Annotated in this window: 13 protein-coding genes; 3 read left to right on the top strand and 10 right to left on the bottom strand. The window is 49.6% G+C overall.

The features are described from left to right. Positions 1 to 59 precede the first annotated feature (59 nt). The 5 genes from H6F51_15995 to H6F51_15975 form a co-directional block, all read right to left on the bottom strand. Positions 60 to 4028 carry a DNA-directed RNA polymerase subunit beta' gene (locus H6F51_15995; protein ID MBD1823984.1) on the bottom strand — a complete coding sequence of 1323 codons (3969 nt, stop codon included), beginning with the start codon at positions 4026 to 4028 and terminating at the stop codon, positions 60 to 62. Positions 4029 to 4110: 82 nt separating this feature from the next. Continuing rightward, the gene (locus tag H6F51_15990; protein MBD1823983.1) at positions 4111 to 5976 is read right to left on the bottom strand and encodes a DNA-directed RNA polymerase subunit gamma; all 1866 of its coding nucleotides are present in this window, start codon (positions 5974 to 5976) and stop codon (positions 4111 to 4113) included. A 73-nt stretch (positions 5977 to 6049) separates the two neighbouring features. Then, entirely contained in the window at positions 6050 to 9370 is a 3321-nt protein-coding gene (gene rpoB / locus H6F51_15985; protein ID MBD1823982.1) for a DNA-directed RNA polymerase subunit beta, read from the bottom strand. Between the two features lie 383 nt (positions 9371 to 9753). Further along, positions 9754 to 10557, bottom strand: coding sequence for a TatD family hydrolase (locus H6F51_15980; protein MBD1823981.1), 804 nt, complete (start codon positions 10555 to 10557; stop codon positions 9754 to 9756). 18 nt (positions 10558 to 10575) lie between these two features. Continuing rightward, a complete protein-coding gene (locus H6F51_15975) occupies positions 10576 to 10872 on the bottom strand; it encodes a 30S ribosomal protein S20 (protein ID MBD1823980.1) in 297 nt (98 codons plus the stop codon). Between the two features lie 211 nt (positions 10873 to 11083). On the opposite strand from H6F51_15975, the gene hisD reads away from it, so the two are divergent. The 3 genes from hisD (at position 11084) to H6F51_15960 (ending at position 13486) form a co-directional block, all read left to right on the top strand. Beyond that, the gene (gene hisD / locus H6F51_15970; protein ID MBD1823979.1) at positions 11084 to 12394 is read left to right on the top strand and encodes a histidinol dehydrogenase; all 1311 of its coding nucleotides are present in this window, start codon (positions 11084 to 11086) and stop codon (positions 12392 to 12394) included. A 77-nt stretch (positions 12395 to 12471) separates the two neighbouring features. Next, positions 12472 to 13128 carry a phosphoribosyltransferase gene (locus H6F51_15965; GenBank protein MBD1823978.1) on the top strand — a complete coding sequence of 219 codons (657 nt, stop codon included), beginning with the start codon at positions 12472 to 12474 and terminating at the stop codon, positions 13126 to 13128. A gap of 13 nt (positions 13129 to 13141) precedes the next feature. Beyond that, positions 13142 to 13486: a hypothetical protein gene (locus H6F51_15960; protein MBD1823977.1), complete on the top strand. Its 345-nt coding sequence runs from the start codon at positions 13142 to 13144 to the stop codon at positions 13484 to 13486. Here the strand turns inward: H6F51_15960 and H6F51_15955 are convergent. The 5 genes from H6F51_15955 to H6F51_15935 form a co-directional block, all read right to left on the bottom strand. Beyond that, positions 13450 to 14622, bottom strand: coding sequence for a glycosyltransferase (locus H6F51_15955; GenBank protein ID MBD1823976.1), 1173 nt, complete (start codon positions 14620 to 14622; stop codon positions 13450 to 13452). The genes H6F51_15960 and H6F51_15955 overlap by 37 nt on opposite strands. A 4-nt stretch (positions 14623 to 14626) precedes the next feature. Continuing rightward, the gene (locus H6F51_15950; GenBank protein MBD1823975.1) at positions 14627 to 15790 is read right to left on the bottom strand and encodes a glycosyltransferase family 4 protein; all 1164 of its coding nucleotides are present in this window, start codon (positions 15788 to 15790) and stop codon (positions 14627 to 14629) included. Further along, the gene (locus H6F51_15945) at positions 15787 to 16764 is read right to left on the bottom strand and encodes a glycosyltransferase family 2 protein (protein MBD1823974.1); all 978 of its coding nucleotides are present in this window, start codon (positions 16762 to 16764) and stop codon (positions 15787 to 15789) included. The genes H6F51_15950 and H6F51_15945 overlap by 4 nt, the downstream gene beginning before the upstream one ends. 46 nt (positions 16765 to 16810) lie before the next feature. Further along, positions 16811 to 18394, bottom strand: a complete 1584-nt coding sequence (locus H6F51_15940) for a GHKL domain-containing protein (GenBank protein MBD1823973.1) — start codon at positions 18392 to 18394, stop codon at positions 16811 to 16813. Positions 18395 to 18688: 294 nt separating this feature from the next. After that, positions 18689 to 20284 carry a hypothetical protein gene (locus H6F51_15935; protein ID MBD1823972.1) on the bottom strand — a complete coding sequence of 532 codons (1596 nt, stop codon included), beginning with the start codon at positions 20282 to 20284 and terminating at the stop codon, positions 18689 to 18691. Positions 20285 to 20363: the final 79 nt, after the last annotated feature.

Below are 20363 nucleotides of genomic sequence, written 5' to 3'. Positions count from 1 at the left end.
TTAGCAAATAAAAACCTCCCAGATTGCTCTGAGAGGTTCTCAATTATCGCTAACTCAGCTTACAGATCATCGTCATCCTCGACATCATCTGAAATTAAGTCATCATCATCGTCCAGAATCGGCGAGTAAATCGCATCCGCATCACCATCATCGCTACTGCCAAAGCTCTCAAAGCTAAAGCTTGGACGCTCCTCCAATGTCTCTAAGCCATAAGAACGCGCAGTGCGATCGTCAAGCACGACATCCGAGAAATCCGTATCCTCATCAAAGATTGTCGGATCGTACACCGGATCAATGTCAGGGCTACCGACTTCTTCGTAAGCATTGAAGCCTGTTCCCGCCGGAATCAGACGACCAATAATCACGTTTTCTTTCAGACCGCGCAACCAGTCAGATTTTCCTTCGATCGCAGCTTCTGTCAGTACCCGCGTTGTTTCTTGGAAACTTGCGGCTGAAATGAAGCTATCGGTGTTCAAGGATGCCTTGGTAATCCCCAGCAGTACAGGCTCATATTGAGCCGGCGCACCGCCCGTAATCGACATGGCATCATTCACCTGCTCGATCTGGTAGATCTCGACTAGCTCACCTGGCAGCATTGTTGTATCTCCGCCGTCTTCGACCCGCGCTTTTGAGGTCATCTGACGCACGACGACTTCGATATGCTTGTCGGAAATATCAATCCCTTGAGATTGATACACTGATTGCACTTCGTTCACCAGGAAGGTTTGCACTTCCCGTAAGCTGAAGAGTGACGCATCGTGCAGGCTACCCTCTTCTAGCTTTGCTTTGAACATGACTTCAAGCAGCTCGTGGGGATTCGCAGGGCCATCAGTTAGCCGTTCTCCAGCGGCAACTTCTTGACCATCTGAAATGATTACGTTTTGTCCAGGGCCGATCGGGTATTCGGTGATTAACCCTTCTCGATCGACAATCTTGACTTCAACTGAATCATCCTCTCCGTAAACGACTTGAGCCGTTCCCGCCCGACGAGCCAGGATACACGCTTCTTTCGGTTTACGCGCTTCGAGCAGCTCTTCGATTCTCGGTAGACCTTGAATAATGTCTCCGGTCTTGGTGCGCTCGAAAATCAGCAGCACGAGATTGTCACCCCGTTGTACCAAATCTCCATCGTCGACGTGCAGCACCGCTCCCGGAGAGACACGGTACGGACGAGCGACTCGCATCGTCACCTGATTACCATCCACACTGAGGACTTGTCCGGAATCTTCCAGCGTTACGCCTGAGGCGATACTGGTTCCTGCAATCAGCAGATCGCCTGCTTTGACGGTGGGATTATTGGCAGTGATCGTCAGCGTATCCACTTCCCGCACAACAAGAATGCGTCGAATCGACTCCGCTCCTTGTCGAATCCCTTGGACTTCGCCGGCTTCTTTACACTGAATCTTCGTGCGAGCGACCACTGCACCCGCCCCAATCTGATCGCCATCTTTGACCATGACTTCAGTTTGGGTTCTACCCTGGGTTACGTCTGCGGCAATGTCGCGCCGAATCACCAGCGATTCGAGAATCACAAGCTGTAAGCGCATGACCTCTGCATCGGTTTCATCGGGAATCAGTTCAATGTCAGCCGCAAGCTGAGCGTCTTGATCGACTTCGAGAACAAGCTGAGTTCTCAGCAGTTCCAGACCCTCGACCGACTTGACGCGCTCACCATCTTTGTAAGGTAAACGCTGTACGGCTCTGAGTCGAATTGCCCGTCCAGAATCTTCTTTGGTCGAATCTTGACTCGGCACAGAGGGCTCATCGGGAACATTAAATTCCGTCACCGGACGCAGCAGAATTGCTGGGCCTTCAGGGGTTTCAACATACTCGGCGTACCGCAGTTCGTCGACGGTTAATCCTGGCATCACTTGTTGTCCCGGATTGACCAAGACGGCTTCCCGCGTAATCACATCGTCCAAGCTATCGATCATGTGCAGATCGCCGGGTTTGATCACGACTTCGCGCAGAATGTCATTTTTCTGAGTGACTTCGATTACCCCGTTGCTTTGACAGAAGATGTCTTTCACCACTTCTGTACCTGCTTCGACATACTGACCATCTTCGACCATCAGCAGCGAGATGTCTTTGTTGACTTCGTGCGCTTCTTCGGGAATCCAAAGCAGCGTACCGCCCTTGATCACTTCGTAACCAAGCTTCGCTTTGCCTTTTTTGCCGACTTCCACCCCAGAGTATTTGATGATGCCTCCGGTTTGGGTGTGATAGCGATCGTCTCTCAGTTCCGCTACGACTTGTCCGTTCGTTACTTGAGTTCCGGGGGTCGCTTTCAGCAAGAAGGTTTGGCTGTTCGTGGTTTCAAGGATGTACTGGTCGCGTCCCTGGTGCGTTTCTGCCCGGACTCGCGCTTGATCCAGCATCACGGATGCCGTGATGATTTGAATCTCACGCCCGCCTTTGCTGTTTTCCGAGGACTCTGGAAGCCGGACGACACCGCCATTTTCAGTGACTAGCTTGGTTTCTGCGATCGTTCCACCCGTTTCGACGTGATCGCCGTTTTTCACCACAGGTTCTGCACCTGGCGGTAAGTTGTAGACTTCCCCAGATAGCACCCACATCAGACCGCCTCTTTGTGCGGTGCGAGTGGTGTTTCCTTGACGGTCTTTCTTTTCTTCCGGTACAACATCTGCAAACCGGATTTCTCCCGCAAGGTCAGAAGCCACGTCTTTCGACGCTTTTTCGGTCGTCTTGCGTCCGCGTCCGGTTAAAGGCACTTCCGCCAGAATTTGTCCGGCTTTCACCTTCATCCCATCTTTGATCAGCAAGGTTGTTCCTTGAGACACAGTAAAGGGTTGCTTCTGTCCATCGGCTCCTTCGATCTCAATCTTGATATCTGAGCCAGCCGATTCCACGATTAGCGCATCTTCTCCGTGGCGGGTGCGGTAAGGACGAGTTCTGAGGCGCTTCGGTAGACGAACGGTTCCAGCAAAGTTCGCCTTTTCTTGTCGCGCCATTTCTCCGGTGAAGACCCCTCCCGTGTGGAAAGTCCGCATCGTGAGCTGGGTTCCTGGTTCTCCGATCGATTGAGCCGCGATAATTCCGACCGCTTCGCCGATATCAACCATGTGAGCGTGTGCCAAGCTCCAGCCGTAGCAGTGCTGACAAACCGATCGAGCCGATTCGCAGGTCAGCGGCGATCGTACAACGACTTCTTCGACTTTCTTTTTGCCGATCACTTGAGCGATATCATTGGAGATGGCTCCATTCCGTGCAATGATCACTTCTCCGGTTGCAGGATCAATCACATCTTGAGCGACAACACGACCGAGAAGCCGATTTTTGAGTGGAATGAGGACGCGATCGCCATCGGTCATGGGTCGCACAGGAATCCCCCGTTCTGTTCCACAATCGAGTTCGCGAATAATCACATCTTGCGAAACATCAACCAATCGCCGAGTCAAGTATCCAGAGTCCGCCGTTCTGAGCGCCGTATCAACTAGACCTTTCCGCGCACCGTAGGACGAAATGATGTATTCGGTAACGGTTAATCCTTCTCGGAAGTTGGTTTTAATCGGCAAGTCGATAATTTCCCCTTGCGGGTTTGCCATCAGACCACGCATCCCGACTAGCTGACGGACTTGTGAGATGTTTCCCCGTGCCCCGGAGAACGCCATCATGTAGACCGAGTTGAGCGGGTTATTCGATCGAAAGTGCCGCACCACTTCGTCTTTGAGTTCTTCGCTAGTTCCGTTCCAGGTATCAATGACCTTTTGGAACCGTTCCACTTCAGTAATTTCGCCGCGTGTGTATTTTTCTTCGGTATCGCGAATCGTCTCGGTCGCGGCATCGAGAAGCGCTCTTTTAGTCGGTGGAATTTGCAGGTCATCGACGCTAATCGAGACTCCTGCACGTGTTGCATATCGGAATCCAAGATCTTTCAGCAAGTCTGCCATTTGTGCGGTGCGGGCAGTGCCGTAATGGGTGAATGCCCACGCGATCAAGTTGGTCAGTTCTTTTTTGTTGATAACTTGATTCCGAAAAACTTGCTTTTCTGAGTTCTGCTCTGCCATGCTGTGCCCCATTTGTGCCATGAGTTGTGTGTTAGGAGTTCGGCTCAAGAGCAATCGATCGATTGCTCTTGTTCCTGTCCCATTAGCCCGCTAACGCATCAATCACCGTCTTGTTGTAGATAATTCGCCCTGGTGTCGTCCTGATGTATTGAGAAATCAAGCTGCCGTCTGCATCTTCCCGTCGCCGACAAGAAGCATAAACTTTAGTGACAATGCCATCGGACTCTTGTTGCTCGATCAATTCACCGTTGCCGCCTTCGACTTCTCCATCGAATCGCACCCAGATGTAAGAGTGCAGTTCAACTTCGTTTTGTTCATAGGCTGTGATTGCATCGTTCAGATTCGCAAAGTAGCGTCCTTCGCCGTTTGTGGCTTCTGGATTTTCTGCGGTTAGGTAGTAGCAGCCCAAGACCATATCTTGGCTTGGAGTGATGATCGGACGACCCGTTGCAGGCGAAAGAATGTTATTCGATGCCAGCATTAATAATCGCGCTTCGGCTTGAGCTTCGAGCGACAGGGGAACGTGAACTGCCATTTGGTCTCCGTCAAAGTCTGCGTTAAACGCCGGACAAACGAGCGGGTGCAGTTGAATCGCACGACCATCTACCAAAATCGGTTCAAAGGCCTGAATCCCTAAGCGGTGCAGCGTCGGGGCGCGGTTGAGGAATACAGGGTGTCCTTCGATTACCTCTTCGAGCACGTCCCAGATGGTCGGATCATTGCGCTGAATTAGTTTCTTCGCGGCTTTGATATTATTCACTAAGCCTTGACGAATCAAACGGTGAATCACGAACGGCTGGAAGAGCTCGATCGCCATTTCTCGCGGCAGTCCGCACTGATGGATCTTCAGCTTCGGGCCGACAACGATCACAGAACGTCCAGAGTAATCGACCCGCTTACCCAGGAGGTTTTGACGGAATCGACCTTGCTTCCCTTCAATAATGTCAGAAAGCGATTTCAACGGACGGTTGTTCGCACCGACGACCGTTCGACCGCGACGACCGTTATCAATCAAGGCATCGACCGCTTCTTGCAGCATCCGCTTTTCATTTCGCACAATGATTTCCGGTGCGAGAATTTCTTGCAGGCGGGCGAGACGGTTATTGCGGTTGATCACGCGACGATATAGATCATTCAAGTCAGAAGTCGCAAATCGTCCACCATCCAACTGCACCATCGGACGCAAATCTGGCGGAATCACAGGAATAACATCCAACACCATCCAATCCGGTAGTGAACCTGTGGCGATGAAGTTATCCAACACCCGCAGACGTTTGATCAGCTTGGCGCGTTTTTGTCCTTTAGAAACCGCAATTTCTTCGCGCAGCCTCTCGGCTTCTTCATCTAGATTAATGTCTTGTAAAAGCTGCTTCAATGCTTCCGCACCGATGCCCACTTCTACGCCTGTCAGCTGCGAGTCTTCGCTGTAGAGTTCGTCTTCGATTTCAATCCACTGATCTTCTGTGAGCAATTGCTTGTAGGTCAGATTCTCAGCGTTTCCAGGATTGAGAACGACATAAGCGTTGAAGTAAACAATTTGCTCGACATCCCGCAATGGCATATCGAGTAAGATTGCCATGTAGCTCGGAATCCCTTTGAGATACCAAACGTGGGCTACCGGAGCCGCGAGTTTGATGTATCCCATGCGGTGACGGCGCACTCGCGATTCGGTCACTTCCACGCCGCAGCGTTCACACACAATTCCCCGGTGACGTACCCGCTTGTACTTGCCGCAGTGGCATTCCCAATCCTTTGCAGGTCCAAAAATCCGCTCACAAAACAAGCCATCCATTTCCGGCTTGAGGGTGCGGTAGTTAATCGTTTCTGGCTTGGTGACTTCTCCAACGACTTGCCCATTCGGTAAAGTCCGCTCTCCCCATTGGCGAATGCGCTCCGGAGATGCCAGACCGATTTTTACATAGTCAAATCGCTGTTCTAGCTTTGGCATCGTGTTGTCCTTGAGTGTAGAGAAAGAAGGATGAGCGATGAACTTGAAAGCGGTTCATCGCTCTGGCTTAAATTTAGTCTTCGTCGTCTTCGAGCGATTCACGCGAAATCGATTCGTAGGTCGGACGAGACGGAGCGCGACGGCTGTTTACATCCGCCATCAAATCGACTTCCATATCGCGGCTGCTGCCATCGTCTTTGGTTTCGACTTTGTGAACGGCGACATCCAGACAAAGCGACTGCAACTCGCGCATCAACACCTTGAATGATTCGGGTGTTCCCGGTCGCGGAATCGCTTTACCTTTGACGATCGCGTTCAGCGCTTCATTTCGTCCCTGCATATCGTCGGATTTCACAGTCAGCAATTCTTGCAGGGTGTAAGCGGCTCCGAATGCTTCGAGCGCCCACACTTCCATTTCTCCGAATCGCTGTCCGCCTTGCTGTGCTTTTCCACCCAGCGGTTGCTGAGTCACGAGCGAGTAAGGGCCGGTCGATCGTGCGTGGATCTTGTCGTCTACCAAGTGAACCAGCTTCAGCATGTAGGCTTTACCGATCGTAATCGGTCGATCGAAGGCTTCACCAGTGCGACCGTCGTAGACCTGAATCTTGCCCGGATCGTCTGGATTGTAGAGCCAGTAGCCATCGGCACTCGCTTTAATCCGCGTTTCTTGGGCTTCTTGCAGCTTGCCATGCACCGATTCACGCGATTTCTCGTCGCCGTGCATTTCATCGAATGGCACGATTTTGAATCGAGCATCCAAGCATTCCGCCGCCCAGCCTAAGAGACATTCGTACACCTGACCGACGTTCATCCGGCTCGGTACACCCAGCGGGTTCAAGACGATGTCAACTGGAGTGCCATCGGGGAGATAGGGCATATCTTCGATCGGTAGAATCCGCGAGATAATTCCTTTGTTTCCGTGTCGTCCCGCCATCTTGTCGCCGACTTGGATCTTCCGTTTCTGAGCGACATACACCCGAACAACCATATTTGCACCCGGAGGAAGTTCGTCGCCTTGTTCGCGAGTGAATACCCGCACGTCAACGATCCGACCTTTCTCACCGTTCGGAACACGCAGCGAGTTATCGCGCACATCCCGCGCCTTTTCACCGAAAATCGCTCTCAAGAGTTTTTCTTCGGGTGGCTGATCTGATTCGCCTTTCGGCGTGACTTTACCGACGAGAATATCGCCCGCTTCGACATATGCACCGATGCGGATAATGCCGTTTTCATCCAACTGGCGCAGGGAATCTTCCCCAACGTTCGGGATTTCGCGAGTGATTTCTTCAGGCCCTAGCTTGGTCTGACGCGCTTCGATCTCGTATTTCTCGATGTGGATCGAGGTGTAAACGTCGTCGTATACCAGACGTTCGCTGATTAGAATCGCGTCCTCGTAGTTGTAGCCTTCCCACGGCATATACGCCACGAGAATATTCTGACCGAGCGCCAGTTCGCCGCGCTCTGTTGCAGAACCATCCGCAAGGATTTCACCTGCGACCACCTTATCGCCGACAAAGACGATCGGACGCTGGTTCAAACAGGTATCTTGGTTCGATCTCTGATATTTCTGAACCTGGTATTCGATCTCTTTGTTGGTTTGTGCGTCTCGCACTTTGATCGAGTTCGCATCCACGTAGCTCACTTCGCCATCGGTCCGGCTGACGATTACCATCCCAGAGTCACGCGCTGCTTGTGCTTCGAGTCCAGTTCCAACTAAAGGACGCTCTGGACGCAAGAGCGGCACAGCTTGACGCTGCATGTTTGATCCCATCAGCGCTCGGTTCGCGTCATCGTGTTCGAGGAACGGAATCAGCGAAGTCGCAACCGAAATAATCTGCACCGGAGAAACGGCGACATAATCGACTTCTTCAGGCGTTGCGGTCGTAAAGTCCTGACGGTAGCGAACGGCGATCGATTCCCCGATGATGTTGTTGTCGTCATCGGTGTTGATGTCACCCGCTGCCACCCGCAAATCGTCTTCTTCGTCTGCGGTCATGTAGATCGCAGGCAAGTCTTTCCGAACGCGACCGTTTTCGACTTTATAGTAAGGGGTCGCGATAAATCCATATGGATTGACGCGGGCGTGAGTCGCTAGTGATCCAATCAAACCAGCATTCGGGCCTTCAGGAGTTTCGATCGGACAAATCCGCCCGTAGTGCGAGGGATGAATGTCACGAACCGCAAACCCTGCCCGTTCACGAGTTAAACCACCGGGGCCTAAGGCACTGATCCGGCGCTTGTGGGTCAACTCAGCCAATGGATTGGTTTGATCCATGAACTGCGACAACTGCGATGAACCGAAGAATTCCTTGATCGCCGCCACCAACGGTTTCGGGTTAACAAGCGATGCCGGAGTCAGTGAATCCGCATCAGAAACCGTCATCCGTTCCCGAATGATTCTTTCTAAACGGTTCAAGCCAACGCGGACTTGGTTTTGCAGCAGTTCACCCACAGAACGAACGCGACGATTACCCAAGTGATCAATATCGTCGATCATGCCGATATCAAACTCAAGGTTAATCAGATAGTCGATCGCGCTCAAAATATCCTGCGGAGTCAGAACGCGAGTCGTTTCCGGGACGTTGAGGCGAAGCTTCTTGTTCAGCTTGTAGCGTCCGACTTTGCCCAAGTCGTAGCGTTTTGGATCAAAGAATCGAGACTCTAAAAGCTGTGCCCCACCTGAAACCGTCGGAGGTTCACCCGGACGTAATTTCCGGTAAAGCTCCATCAGCGCTTCTTCTTCGCCGTACTGACCTTCTTTTTCGATCGTTTTCTGGAAATACTCCGGATGGCGCAACGAATCAAAAATCTCGTTATCGCTTAGACCCAATGCTTTTAATAGCACTTGAGCCGACAGCTTCCGAGTTTTATCAATCCGTACCCAAACCAGGTCATTCTTGTCGGTTTCAAATTTCAGCCAAGCACCTCGGTTCGGAATCAAACTCGCGTTGTAAGTCCGACGACCGTTCTTATCAGTTTCTGATTTGTAGTACACGCCAGGGCTACGAACGATCTGATTCACAATCACTCGTTCTGCGCCGTTGATAATGAACGTCCCTCGATCGGTCATCAGCGGCAGGTCACCGATAAACACTTCCTGCTCTTTGATTTCCCCAGTCTCTTTGTTGATGAGGCGCGTGGGGACATACATCTGAACGGCGTAAGTGCTATCGCGACGTTTTGCTTCATCGACATCGTACTTCGGACGCTTCAGCTTGAAGTTCTTCCCGATAAAATGAAGCTCTAACTTCCCGGTATAGTCAGTAATAGGCGAAAAACTATCGAGTTCTTCGATCAAGCCTTCTTCTAGGAACCAGCGGAAGCTTGCCCGCTGAATCTCAACCAAGTCCGGCAATACGAAAGCGGGGGTGGTGTAGGTAAGCTGCTCAGTCATGCGTCTCCTCTGAAGGGTCGCGAATCGATCGCGAATCCGAGATTTACGGTAATTGCAAAAATATGACAATGCAAAAAGTTTGGGTTTCTTAAGAATCCCAAAACAACGAGATATTTAATTGGTGGAACGGGGTAGTATCCAGTTGAGCCTCCAAAGTTTCCAAATGAAAATTGGAACGAAAAGATGAGCCGCGAAGCCTTTAGCTTTTGGGAATTTGCAAAGCACAGGGCGCTCGAAACGTCAACTTCTCAGAACTGAGAGGTTGGGGAGTCAACAGGCCGATCAAAATTTTGCCTAGCAATTTTCGCACTCTTCTCATTATGACGCAAGTTTTTCATTTTGTGTCTTGACGATCTCGCGAATTTGTGTGATCTATTTTCGATTCAGATCACTGCCAGTTCAGGAACCGTTAAGCCAAAGAGTTGACAAGCGTTCTGAGTCGTTTGCGCGGCAAGCTGCTCGATCGACGTATCGCGTAAAGCGGCAACCTGACGAGCAACGTATTGAACGTAGGAAGGCTCATTTCGTCGCTCGCCGCGCTTGGGAACTGGAGCAAGAAACGGACAATCAGTTTCGATTAAGATGCGATCGCTTGGAACCATTTGAGCGGATGCGTGAATTTGCTTGGCGTTCTTAAACGTCACCGTTCCACTAAAGCTGATGTAGAACCCCAGATCGAGAAACCATTGCGTTTCCTCTGGAGTTCCGCCCCAGCAGTGCATCACACCCTTGACTTGTCCTTGTTCTTGCCAAAACTGCTGCACAACCTGCGCCATCGTTTCAGCCGCATCTCGACAGTGAATGATCACAGGCAAATCGAGCTGTTGCGCGATCGCAAGCTGCGCCCGAAACGCTTCGATCTGCTGGTCTCGATTCTCTGCCTTGAAAAAATCCAAGCCCATTTCGCCAATTGCCACAACTCGCTGATCGGACTGCGCTAAGGTCAGAATCTCTGAAGTCGAATCCGTTGACCACTTTTCCTCGACATCCAGCGGGTGAAGTCCCACTGCAAAGAATAATTCTGGAAAGCGATCGGCTAAGGCTCGAATTTGATCGAATTCTGACGGCTCCACGCAGGAATGAACGAGTCGAACGACACCCGCTTCACGCCAGCGCGACGCGATCGCATCCAAATCCGGCTTGAATGCGTCGAAATTGATATGCACATGAGTATCGATCAGCTGCATTCTTTGTAAAAGTGCAAACTATGAAGCTGCTACGGTTTGCTTTTGCAGGGCGCGACCGAGACGAGCTTTGCGACGAGCGCCAGTATTGCGGTGCAAAACGCCCCGCTTTACAGCCTTGTCGATCTTGCTGTAAGCCGCAGACATTGCTTCGTCAACTGCTTGCTTTGCTTCATCTGACGGATTTGCCGCAAGCTGATCCACAGCCGTAAAGTACTTCTTCATCAGCGTTTTGATCGCTGACTTATAGGATTTATTTCGCAGACGGTTGCGTTCTGCGGTCTGAACGCGCTTCTTAGCAGATTTGATATTTGCCACGGTGAGTCTTGGAGAGCTTCTAGAATGGACAGAAAAATAGTCAGATAAAATACTATAGCATCGTTGACCAACGATCGTGTCTGAATCTCTAAAATCCAGGTTAAGCTAGATAAAAAGACATAGAAGCTCCCCATTTTGGGCACGAGATCGTTAGAATCATTCAAACCCTGCATTTCTCTCGGACGGGTTCTTTCACGACTGACATAACTCCATGCTGCGAATTATTACTCAGTGGGCTGAGGCAAGATCTGAACTGCGACGCATTTGCGATCGTACTCATGACGAGCAAGTTGTACATAAAGAAGCGACAGTCCGGGAGGTACTGCAAGCTGTAAAACGCCAAGGCGATCGCGCCTTACTCGCGTACACCCTAGAGTTTGATCAACAAGACTTAAAGCCTGAAGAACTCAAAGTGAGTGCGCGTGAGCTTGAAGCTGCGTACCACCAAGTTTCAGGAGAACTGCTCGACGCGATCCGGTTAGCTCGTCAGCAAATCGAAGCCTTTCATCGTCAGCGCGTCCCAAAAAGCTGGGTGCATTTTGGCGAAGATGAGATTGTGCTGGGGAAACGGTATACTCCGGTCGATCGTGCGGGCTTGTACGTTCCGGGTGGCAAGGCTTGCTATCCGAGTACGGTGCTGATGAATGCGGTTCCGGCGATCGTCGCTCAGGTGCCGCGTGTCGTGATGGTGACACCACCCGGAAAAGATAAAGCAATTAGTCCAGCCGTTCTCGTGGCGGCTCAGGAAGCGGGTGTGACCGAAATTTATCGAGTTGGGGGAGCGCAAGCGATCGGGGCATTAGCGTATGGAACAGAAACTGTTCCAAAGGTTGATGTGATTACCGGGCCGGGTAACATTTACGTGACGCTGGCGAAAAAGCTCGTTTACGGCACGGTCGGAATTGATTCGCTGGCAGGGCCTTCAGAAGTGCTGGTGATTGCCGATCACACGGCAAACCCGACTCACGTTGCCGCTGATATGCTGGCACAAGCCGAACACGATGCGATGGCAGCCTCAATTCTGATTACGACTGATTCGATTTTGGCTCGTAAGGTTGTGGATGAAGTGGAACAGCAGCTGATCGATCATCCGCGTCGGATTTTGACGGAAAAGGCGATCGCTCATTACGGCATCGTCATCGTCGTGGATTCTCTAGCCGCCGCCGCAGAATTGTCAAACGAGTTTGCTCCAGAGCATTTAGAACTCGAAGTGGCTGAACCTTGGGAATTGCTGCAAAACATTCGACACGCAGGCGCGATTTTCTTAGGCGATTCAACGCCTGAAGCGGTTGGTGATTATTTAGCTGGGCCGAATCATACCCTGCCGACTTCTGGATCGGCTCGATATGCGTCACCGCTGGGTGTAGAAACCTTTTTGAAGCACTCCAGCTTGATCCAATATTCACCGATCGCACTTCAGAAAGTTGCGAGTGCGGTAGACAGCCTGGCGACCGCAGAAGGGTTGCATTCTCACGCGAATTCTGTGCGAGTTCGGATGAAAGATCTAAAAGGCGAGGCGTAAGCTTTTAAGATGTCTCTGTCCGGAACAAGAAGCTTGATCTAAGCTGAAAGTAGTTTTTAGATTTGGCAGGAGGAACGATGTTTTCGCCGCAATTGTCTCCGGATGCCATCTTATTTGACGATCGCGCTGATGCAGGTCGCCAACTCGCTCAATTAGTTCTGAAGGAAGCCCAATCTCTCGATGCCTCTTACATCGTTTATGCGCTGCCGCGTGGAGGAGTCGGAATTGGAGCCGCGATCGCCGAAGCGCTTCACTGTCCGCTTGATATTCTAGTGGCTAAGAAAATTACTCGTCCTCAAGATCCAGAACTGGCGATCGGAGCCGTGACTGCCGACGGGCAGGTTTTGCGATCGCTCAATGTCAGGCTTTCAGGTTGGCAAGAGGCGCTAGAACGTGCCCAAACTAAAGCGAAAGAACAACTGGAGCAATTTCGAGATCGTCCGGATGTGACAGCATCCGGTAAAATTGCCATTCTCGTTGACGATGGAATTGCGACAGGTATGACGATTTCGGTAGCGGCGAAAGCCCTGCGCGAACAGCAACCGCAAGAAATTTGGATTTGTGCACCTGTTGCCCCCGCCGAATTAATTAAACGATTATATGAGTATGGCGATCGCGTCTTAGTGCTGGCGACTCCGGAGCCTTTCTTCAGCGTGAGTCGATTTTATCGATCGTTCCCGCAAGTGGAACTCGAAAGCGCGATCGCAGACTTGAAAAAAACTTTGCAAACCTGATAAAGGTAGAAGGATGACAAGTTTCTTGGCGCGGGGAAGGGTTATGCGGCAGTGGCGGAGTTTTTGGCACACGATCGAGTTTATGAGCCAGGAGAATCCTCCCCAGTTGATTGAGACGCTCATGTTAGCGCTGTCGATGGCGCTGTTTAGTGTCTGGATGATACAGTCGGAGTCGGCGCAGTCGGCATCGGCGTACTTACTGCTGGGCTTGGTGCTGACAGTCGGAGCTTGTGCGTCGATTTTGGTGCGTGAAGCGTTGATTCCAGCGATTCGTCCGCGCCCAACTCAGGTTATGGCAACGCTGTTGCTGTTGATCAGCCTTTACGGGTTTGCCGATTTTCTGAGAATTTCGCGGTAGGCAGCGATCGTCTGTTGAGCGATCGCGTTCCAACTGTAATAAGTTTGAGCATGATTCTGAGCGTTCTTGCCGCGTCGCAGTTGTTCGGCGCGATCGTGCAGGGCTGCTTTTAGCGTTTGAGTTAGGCTCTCGACATCGCAAGTACAAATCCAGCCGGATTGCGATCGCTCGATTTCTTGCCAGATGTGGACTTGATCGGAGATGACAACCGGAGTTCCGACGCTCATCGCTTCTGCAACTGCGATTCCAAAGTTTTCGTAGTATGAAGGCAAGACAAATAGATCAGCAGCTTTGAGTAAAGCGGTTTTTTCGGCTCCGGTGACGAAGCCGACGATCGAGGTTTTGTCTTTAAGTCGGGAAGTTTGGATGCGATCGCGAATGGCTGCTTCGTAGCTTGGATCTTGAGGATTTCCACCCGCAAGAACGAAATGAAAGTTTTGATCCAGTTGCTCAAGGGCGGGGATCAGCAGATCTAAGCCTTTTTTTGGATCGATGCGTGACATGAAAAGCAGAATCGGTCGATCGTCAGGAATTCTATACTTCTCATGAATTGAACTCGATTCAGAAGGCGGCAAGCTGACACCGAGCGGAATCACTAAATCACGAGTCACTGTATTAAATCGCTCTGAGGTTTTGGCTTCTTGGTCGCTGGTGAAATGAACGGCAGCGGCTCCCGCGAGATTTGGACGTTCAAGTGCCGCAGCGTAGAGGCGTTTGAGGTATCGTTTCTTTCGAAGGTCAGCAGGATCGAGTGTTCCAAGTGGGCGAAGAATGTAAGGGAGTTGGCGCGATCGAGCAATTGCCGCAGAACAAGAACTGACCGGAGAAAAGAGCGCGTGAATATGGGCTAAATCGTAGTTTTGAGCGTTGTTTGCAAGCCAATGAAGAAGGTCGATCGAGAATTTGTAGCGGCGAAACGGGGAGCAGCGAAAGTAGCGAATTTCACAGCCGTTTTGAGCAATTGGAGTACCGAGAGGAACATCGAGCGGGGCTTGTCCGACATCGCCGTTTGAGTTGGTGGTAGCGATCGTCACTTCGACTCCTGCTTCTGCTAACGCGCTTGATAGCCCCAATATCATTTGACTAGGGCCGCCATAGATTAGCGAGATGGATGGAATGATTTGTAAGATTTTCATTATTTTAGAGCGATCGATAAAATTCCAGTAATTCCTTCGCCAACGCCCGATTTGTATATTTCGCAATCACACGCTCATACCCACGCTGCCCTAATTCTTCCGCAAAACTTCGGTTATCCATCAATTGCGCGAGTCGATCGCTTAACTCTCCTACGTTTCCTTCTGGAAATACCAATCCCGCTCGATCAATGACGTTCGGAATTTCACCGGAATCTGATCCAATCACCGGAACCTGACACGCCATCGCTTCGATTAACACATGACCAAATTGTTCTTTCCATCCAACCGAAGTTAGTGTCTTAAATTGGTAAGTTGTTTCGGACGGTAAGACCAAAGTATTCATCAAATTGATGTAGCGGTAAACTTCAGCATGAGGCACACTTTCGATCCAAATTAAGCGCTTGCTAAACCCCAAACTTTTCGCCTGCTGCTGGACTTCTGCTTTTAGTTCGCCGCGTCCTAGTAGAAGTAATTTCCAAGTGCGATCGCGCAAATTATCCAATGCTTTGATCAGCGTGAGAATTCCTTTTTCGGGTACGAATCGTCCTGCAAATCCAATTACAAAATCACCTGAATTAATTCCTAGTTGTGTCGCAAGTTCCGGTTGGGGTTGCGGACAAAACAAAGAATCATCTACACCTAATTGCGGCATAATTTGAAGCTTGCCTTGATAACCACGATCGCGCAAAATTTCCGCTCCAGCCTGATTTCCAGCAATGATTCCGTTCGTGTGTTTCAAGTTATATGCTTCGAGGAGTGAAATCGGAAACTTCAGCTCATACGGCAAATTCCACCAGGTGAAAAAGAGATTTTTTGCCTTCAGTCTAAGTAGATGATTTAGTGTAATCAATTGAGCATAAGCCAGTGATTTCGAGCCTTGCTCAACTTGAATGATGTCGGGACGAAACTCTTTAAGTAAAGAGATTAGATCGGCTCCAAAGGTTAGTAATCCTTGATTGTTTTGGCTGAAGTTAGAAATAGGAACGACTCGAAATGAGCCTTCTTCTTGATAGCGCGTCTCGATCGTATCTTTCATCACGCCGCCCGGTTTCCATCGCTTCGGCACAACGATCGTCACTTCAATTCCCGGTTCTAACTTCGCTAGAGTGCGGAATTTTTCGCAGTTCAAATCAACAATGTACGAATGGCTTGCAACGAGAATCTTCATGGTCTTACCTCATCTTGTTGCGTATAGATTTGTCCCTTGTTCCAAAGGGAACGAATGACAGTGACGATCGCACTCATAAACCCAGCTAAGTAGAAGCCAAATCGCATCAAAATTTTGATTGGAGAACCACCTTTATGGCAGGGTGGACGACCTAAAACGTGGCAATCAAACAGTCGTAAAAAGAATCTTGTGGCTTGTGAAATGCTTAGATTGTTCAAACCCATCAAAAAGTGATTGTGATAAAAAGTCATCTGATATTTCAGCGATTTCGTGCTGATATCGTGACAGCCCCCCGTTTCCTCGCCTAAATGCACCAGTGATGCTTCAGGGTCATACCAAATCATCAATCCCGTCTTACGAAGTCTGAGGCAAAAATCGGATTCTTCTCGAACGGCACTTCCCCGAAATCTTTCATCAAACCAAATTCCATGCTGCTGGAAAATCTCGCGCCGATAAGACATATTGCAACCCCGCGCACTCAGCACTCGCTGCGGCTTCACCGTATGCACCAGATTCAAGTGATACCAAGCAATTCCCGGATCATGCGCCTCCGGTGGCAGGTCTTGAATCTCTAACCCTGGTGCAAAATCGGCTAGCTTCATCCGATCAAACACCCGCCCCGCAACCGCTCCAACCTCCGATCGCTGATAATTCTTTGCGTGTGCCGTCAAATAGCTCGGTTCTAGCTGCACATCATCATCGATAAAGACGAGAATTTCCCCGCTCGATCGCCGAACTGCATAGTTTCTTGCTCCCGGCAAACTTGCCCAATTCAGGCGAAACCAGCGAATCTTGCCGACCTGCGCCAACTCTTCTAGAAACTGCTGTGTATCCGGTTCATGCACGGGCGTTTGATCGACCACTAACACCTCGTAATGAGGGTAATCCTGCTTTAGAACATCGATCAGGGTTTCTCGTAGTGGTTCTTCACGCCCATAGGTTGGGATGATGACTGAGATAAGAGGCTGAGTCATAATGCCAGAGGAAACATCGCCGTTAGTGTTCCCAGGGGGTTAGACTTTAGACCTCAGACGGAAGTGGAATTTCAATAAAAAACTTTGTTCCTGCTTGGGTTGAAGTGTAATAAAGCTTGCCGTGATGGTATTTGGTGACAATTTGATGACTAATCGAAAGTCCTAACCCTTTGCCTTGACCGATCGGCTTTGTGGTGAAAAAGGGATCAAATATCTTTGCTTGAATCTCTGAGTCAATTCCGTCACCGTTATCTGAAATCGAAATTTTCACCCACTTTCCATTATTTTCATTAATGAGTTTCGTCTCGATCCGAATAACTGGACGCTGCGGTTTTGCTTGCTCTATTGCCTCGATCGCATTTGATAAAAGGCTGTAAAATACCTGATTCAATTGACTCGGACAGCACTCAACTTTCGGCAGATCACCATACTTTCTAATTAATTGGATCTCTGTGTAACGCAGTGTCTTATGTAAGCGATGTCGTAATAACGAAATCGTACTCTCAAGGTTGGAATGCAGTTCGATCGTTTTACGTTCTGACTCATCCAGGTGAGAAAAGGTTTTTAGCCCTGTGACCACTTCTTCAATTCGTAGAGTTCCAAGCTCGATCGAACGCAGAATTTTTGGCAAATCATCGGCGATAAATGTCAAATCAAGTTCCTCAACCTCAGCTTGAATCTCAGCCGGAAGATAAGAAACGCTTTGTTGAAATAGCCCAATTAACTTCAATAACTCCTGAGAATATTGCTCAATATGAAATAGATTTCCTTTAATAAAGTTGTTTGGATTATTAATTTCATGAGCAACGCCTGCGACCAGTTGCCCCAAACTAGATAGTTTTTCGGTTTGTATAAAGTGCTGAGTTTGCTGCTGAATAAGATGCTGCGCTTGATGAAGTTGCTCCAGGGCTTCTGTTAAATCTTGATTCTTCTTGTGAAGTGCTGATTCTGCGACTCGTCGATCGTGCAAATACGATCGCAGCATTTGCAGCACAGCCAACCAGGTTGGCACTAAAAGCAAGATACTCGTTGCCATAATCACCAAAGACCACATCAAAGCAGTCTGGTAATTGTGAGAATAGATTTGAAGCTGCTGCTGAATTCTGGTATCGCGTTGAGCCACTCCTGCCGCGTAAATCTTTTTCTGCGCTTTGTAATTTGCACTGGTTAGAAGTTTTAGCGCTTCCTGCTGCTGATTTTGCTGCACTAGCTGGAAAGACTTTAATTCCAAAGCAATTAGAGCTTGGTTCGCAGCATCAACCTGCTTTGCATCGTCACTGGAGTAAACATCGGGCACAAGATGGATGGACTCTTTAATCACCTCATCGAGTTGAGGAACAAATTCGTGATAACGTTTCTCCCAGGATCGATCGCCCGTTGCCGCATTCATTAAAGCAGACATCGTAAGCACTTCATCGAGATAGGTGGCTCGATCGTTCAAGTGTTGTAATCGCTGTTCCTGCTGCCGAATTCGACTAAGATCCCCATAAATCTGCCAATTCATCGCTACTTGCGGTGCAAATAATCCGATCGTTAACAGGACGGCAAGCACGATCGTATGCGAGGGCTGCTTGAGCAATACAGTTTGCCACCGCTTTAGAAGTTGAGACTTGGGAAGATGTTCGAGCATTAAACAGAGGAAAGTGACAGTGAATACTCTGCAAACTTACCCGGTAGGTTTCCCGCAGGCTATCTTTAAGTTTGTAGAAAGAGATGAAGGTGATTTAATTCTTCTCAGTACTTTGTTTAGAAAAATGAATTGAGTGAAAGAGTGATGATTCTTGCTAGAATATCGCGATTTTTTTGAAGAAATGATGATGCAATCTACAAAAATCGTGATTTTTATTCAAAAATGCTGCCCGTTGTCGCGACAAGCGCGATGCTCATCAAAACGATCGCGCATTTTGTTAAAACAGACGCGATTTTAGCGCTTTCTCTTCTTCTTTTTCTTCGGATCTTCGACTGGAATTGGCTCTAATCGATCAAGTTCCGGCAATTTTAGGGCTACACCCGCGAAAAACCAGTAATACACTGCAACCGGATCGACATCCAGCGGATAGTAATAAGTGTTGTAGCTAATCACTAAAACGAACGTCCAAAATACTGCGCCATAGCCCCGGAGATTTTTGTCTTTTACAGAGTGATACGCTTTGAAACAGGCGATCGTTAACCCCGTCACCAGCACTAGAAACAGAATGACTCCAATTGGCCCAATTTCATACATCACCTTGGGATAGTACGTTTCAATCAGTTGCGTTTCTCCCATCGCCCGCGCCGAATTTGTCGCCCGTCCTAATCCTTTCCCCAGTAAACTGGCTCCCCGTACTACCGTATTAAACTGTTCTTTGATAAACGCATCGGGTGGTGACGCATTCCAGCGACTCACAGCGCTATCTACTCGCTCTTGCACTACTGCTGGATTCGATGCCATCGCCACGACGATCGCACCTACTAGCCCAATCCCGATCGGCAAAAATCGCTTCAAGTTCGCAATCTGACCCGTGGTAATAAGCTGAATCACGATCATCGTCGGCACTAGCATCAGTGCAATCCGCTGTCCGCAAATCACCGCCATAATAATCGTCCCCAGCATCCCAATCCCGCCGATGATTTTCCAGAGGAGATTGCGATCGAAGAACGTCACAGCAAACGTTGTAAATGCGCTTGAAATCAGATACCAGCCCCACTGCCACGGAGCTACAAAGGTTCCAGGTAATCGAATCACCCCTTGTTCTGGCGTATACAGCAGCGCTCCCCCAACAAAGCAACGCGCATCCAGAGAAGCCTTAAACAAGTCTGCACCTTCTCCGACGGTTCCTTTACAGCGCCCCGTTTTGAGCAGCATATACTGCACAAATGCCAGTCCACAGCAAATAATGACCACCACCACCGTAACTCGCATCAGGTTGTAGACATCCTGCTTTTTCTGCATCAAATAGTAGGCACAAGGAATCAGCGGTGCGTATCCCAACAGCACTTTCAAGCCCAAAATTCCCATCAAAAAGGGCTTCTCAGAGGGCTTACCTGTAAATTGCTGCGCCCCGTTAACAAACAACAGCACCAAAATGCAGTAAACCAACAGCAACAGCAAGGGAGTCTTCAACGATGGTGGAATCATCATCGAGAGCTTCTGCCGCTTACAGCCTTGATAAATTGCAATCAAAGCAGGAATGTACATTCCATCTTTTGCCAATTGCATCAGAGGATTATTCCCCACCGTGGCATAGGTGATCGTGCCGCCAAATGGCATATAAATCAAAAAGGCGTGAAGCGCTTGCCAAGGGAACTTAAACGACAGCATCAGCGTAAGAACTCCCGCAAATCCTCCTGCTCCGCCTTTGATCCCCCCGATCGCAAACAGCGCCATTCCGACCACGATCGAGATCATCGTGGACATGGAAATAAAGTTCATTGCTGCTTTGCGAACCTGAATCGCTTGGCGCTTTTCGGCTAAACGTTCCTTCAGGGTCAGCGTTGCGTCTGTGTCGATCGAGGACTTGCTTTTCTGCTTTTTTGCCATAAGAGCCGGAGAACACGGAAAGCTGAAGTCAAATTAAGCACCTGAATCATAGCCGAGATTGCAAGAACGGGAAGACTAA

It is taken from the genome of Cyanobacteria bacterium FACHB-DQ100 (assembly GCA_014695195.1).
Lineage (GTDB): Bacteria > Cyanobacteriota > Cyanobacteriia > Leptolyngbyales > Leptolyngbyaceae > Leptolyngbya.
Note: the sequence above shows the minus strand (reverse complement) of the source record. Positions and strands in the feature narration are given on the sequence as shown.

What these genes read in the sequence shown, in the direction of transcription:
- H6F51_15980 (MBD1823981.1), bottom strand. Translation starts at nt 10,557, where the DNA reads ATGCAGCTGATCGATACTCATGTGCATATCAATTTCGACGCATTCAAG.
- H6F51_15960 (MBD1823977.1), top strand. Translation starts at nt 13,142, where the DNA reads ATGACAAGTTTCTTGGCGCGGGGAAGGGTTATGCGGCAGTGGCGGAGT.
- H6F51_15995 (MBD1823984.1), bottom strand. Translation starts at nt 4,028, where the DNA reads ATGGCAGAGCAGAACTCAGAAAAGCAAGTTTTTCGGAATCAAGTTATC.
- H6F51_15940 (MBD1823973.1), bottom strand. Translation starts at nt 18,394, where the DNA reads ATGCTCGAACATCTTCCCAAGTCTCAACTTCTAAAGCGGTGGCAAACT.
- H6F51_15935 (MBD1823972.1), bottom strand. Translation starts at nt 20,284, where the DNA reads ATGGCAAAAAAGCAGAAAAGCAAGTCCTCGATCGACACAGACGCAACG.
- rpoB (MBD1823982.1), bottom strand. Translation starts at nt 9,370, where the DNA reads ATGACTGAGCAGCTTACCTACACCACCCCCGCTTTCGTATTGCCGGAC.
- H6F51_15950 (MBD1823975.1), bottom strand. Translation starts at nt 15,790, where the DNA reads ATGAAGATTCTCGTTGCAAGCCATTCGTACATTGTTGATTTGAACTGC.
- hisD (MBD1823979.1), top strand. Translation starts at nt 11,084, where the DNA reads ATGCTGCGAATTATTACTCAGTGGGCTGAGGCAAGATCTGAACTGCGA.
- H6F51_15965 (MBD1823978.1), top strand. Translation starts at nt 12,472, where the DNA reads ATGTTTTCGCCGCAATTGTCTCCGGATGCCATCTTATTTGACGATCGC.
- H6F51_15990 (MBD1823983.1), bottom strand. Translation starts at nt 5,976, where the DNA reads ATGCCAAAGCTAGAACAGCGATTTGACTATGTAAAAATCGGTCTGGCA.
- H6F51_15955 (MBD1823976.1), bottom strand. Translation starts at nt 14,622, where the DNA reads ATGAAAATCTTACAAATCATTCCATCCATCTCGCTAATCTATGGCGGC.
- H6F51_15945 (MBD1823974.1), bottom strand. Translation starts at nt 16,764, where the DNA reads ATGACTCAGCCTCTTATCTCAGTCATCATCCCAACCTATGGGCGTGAA.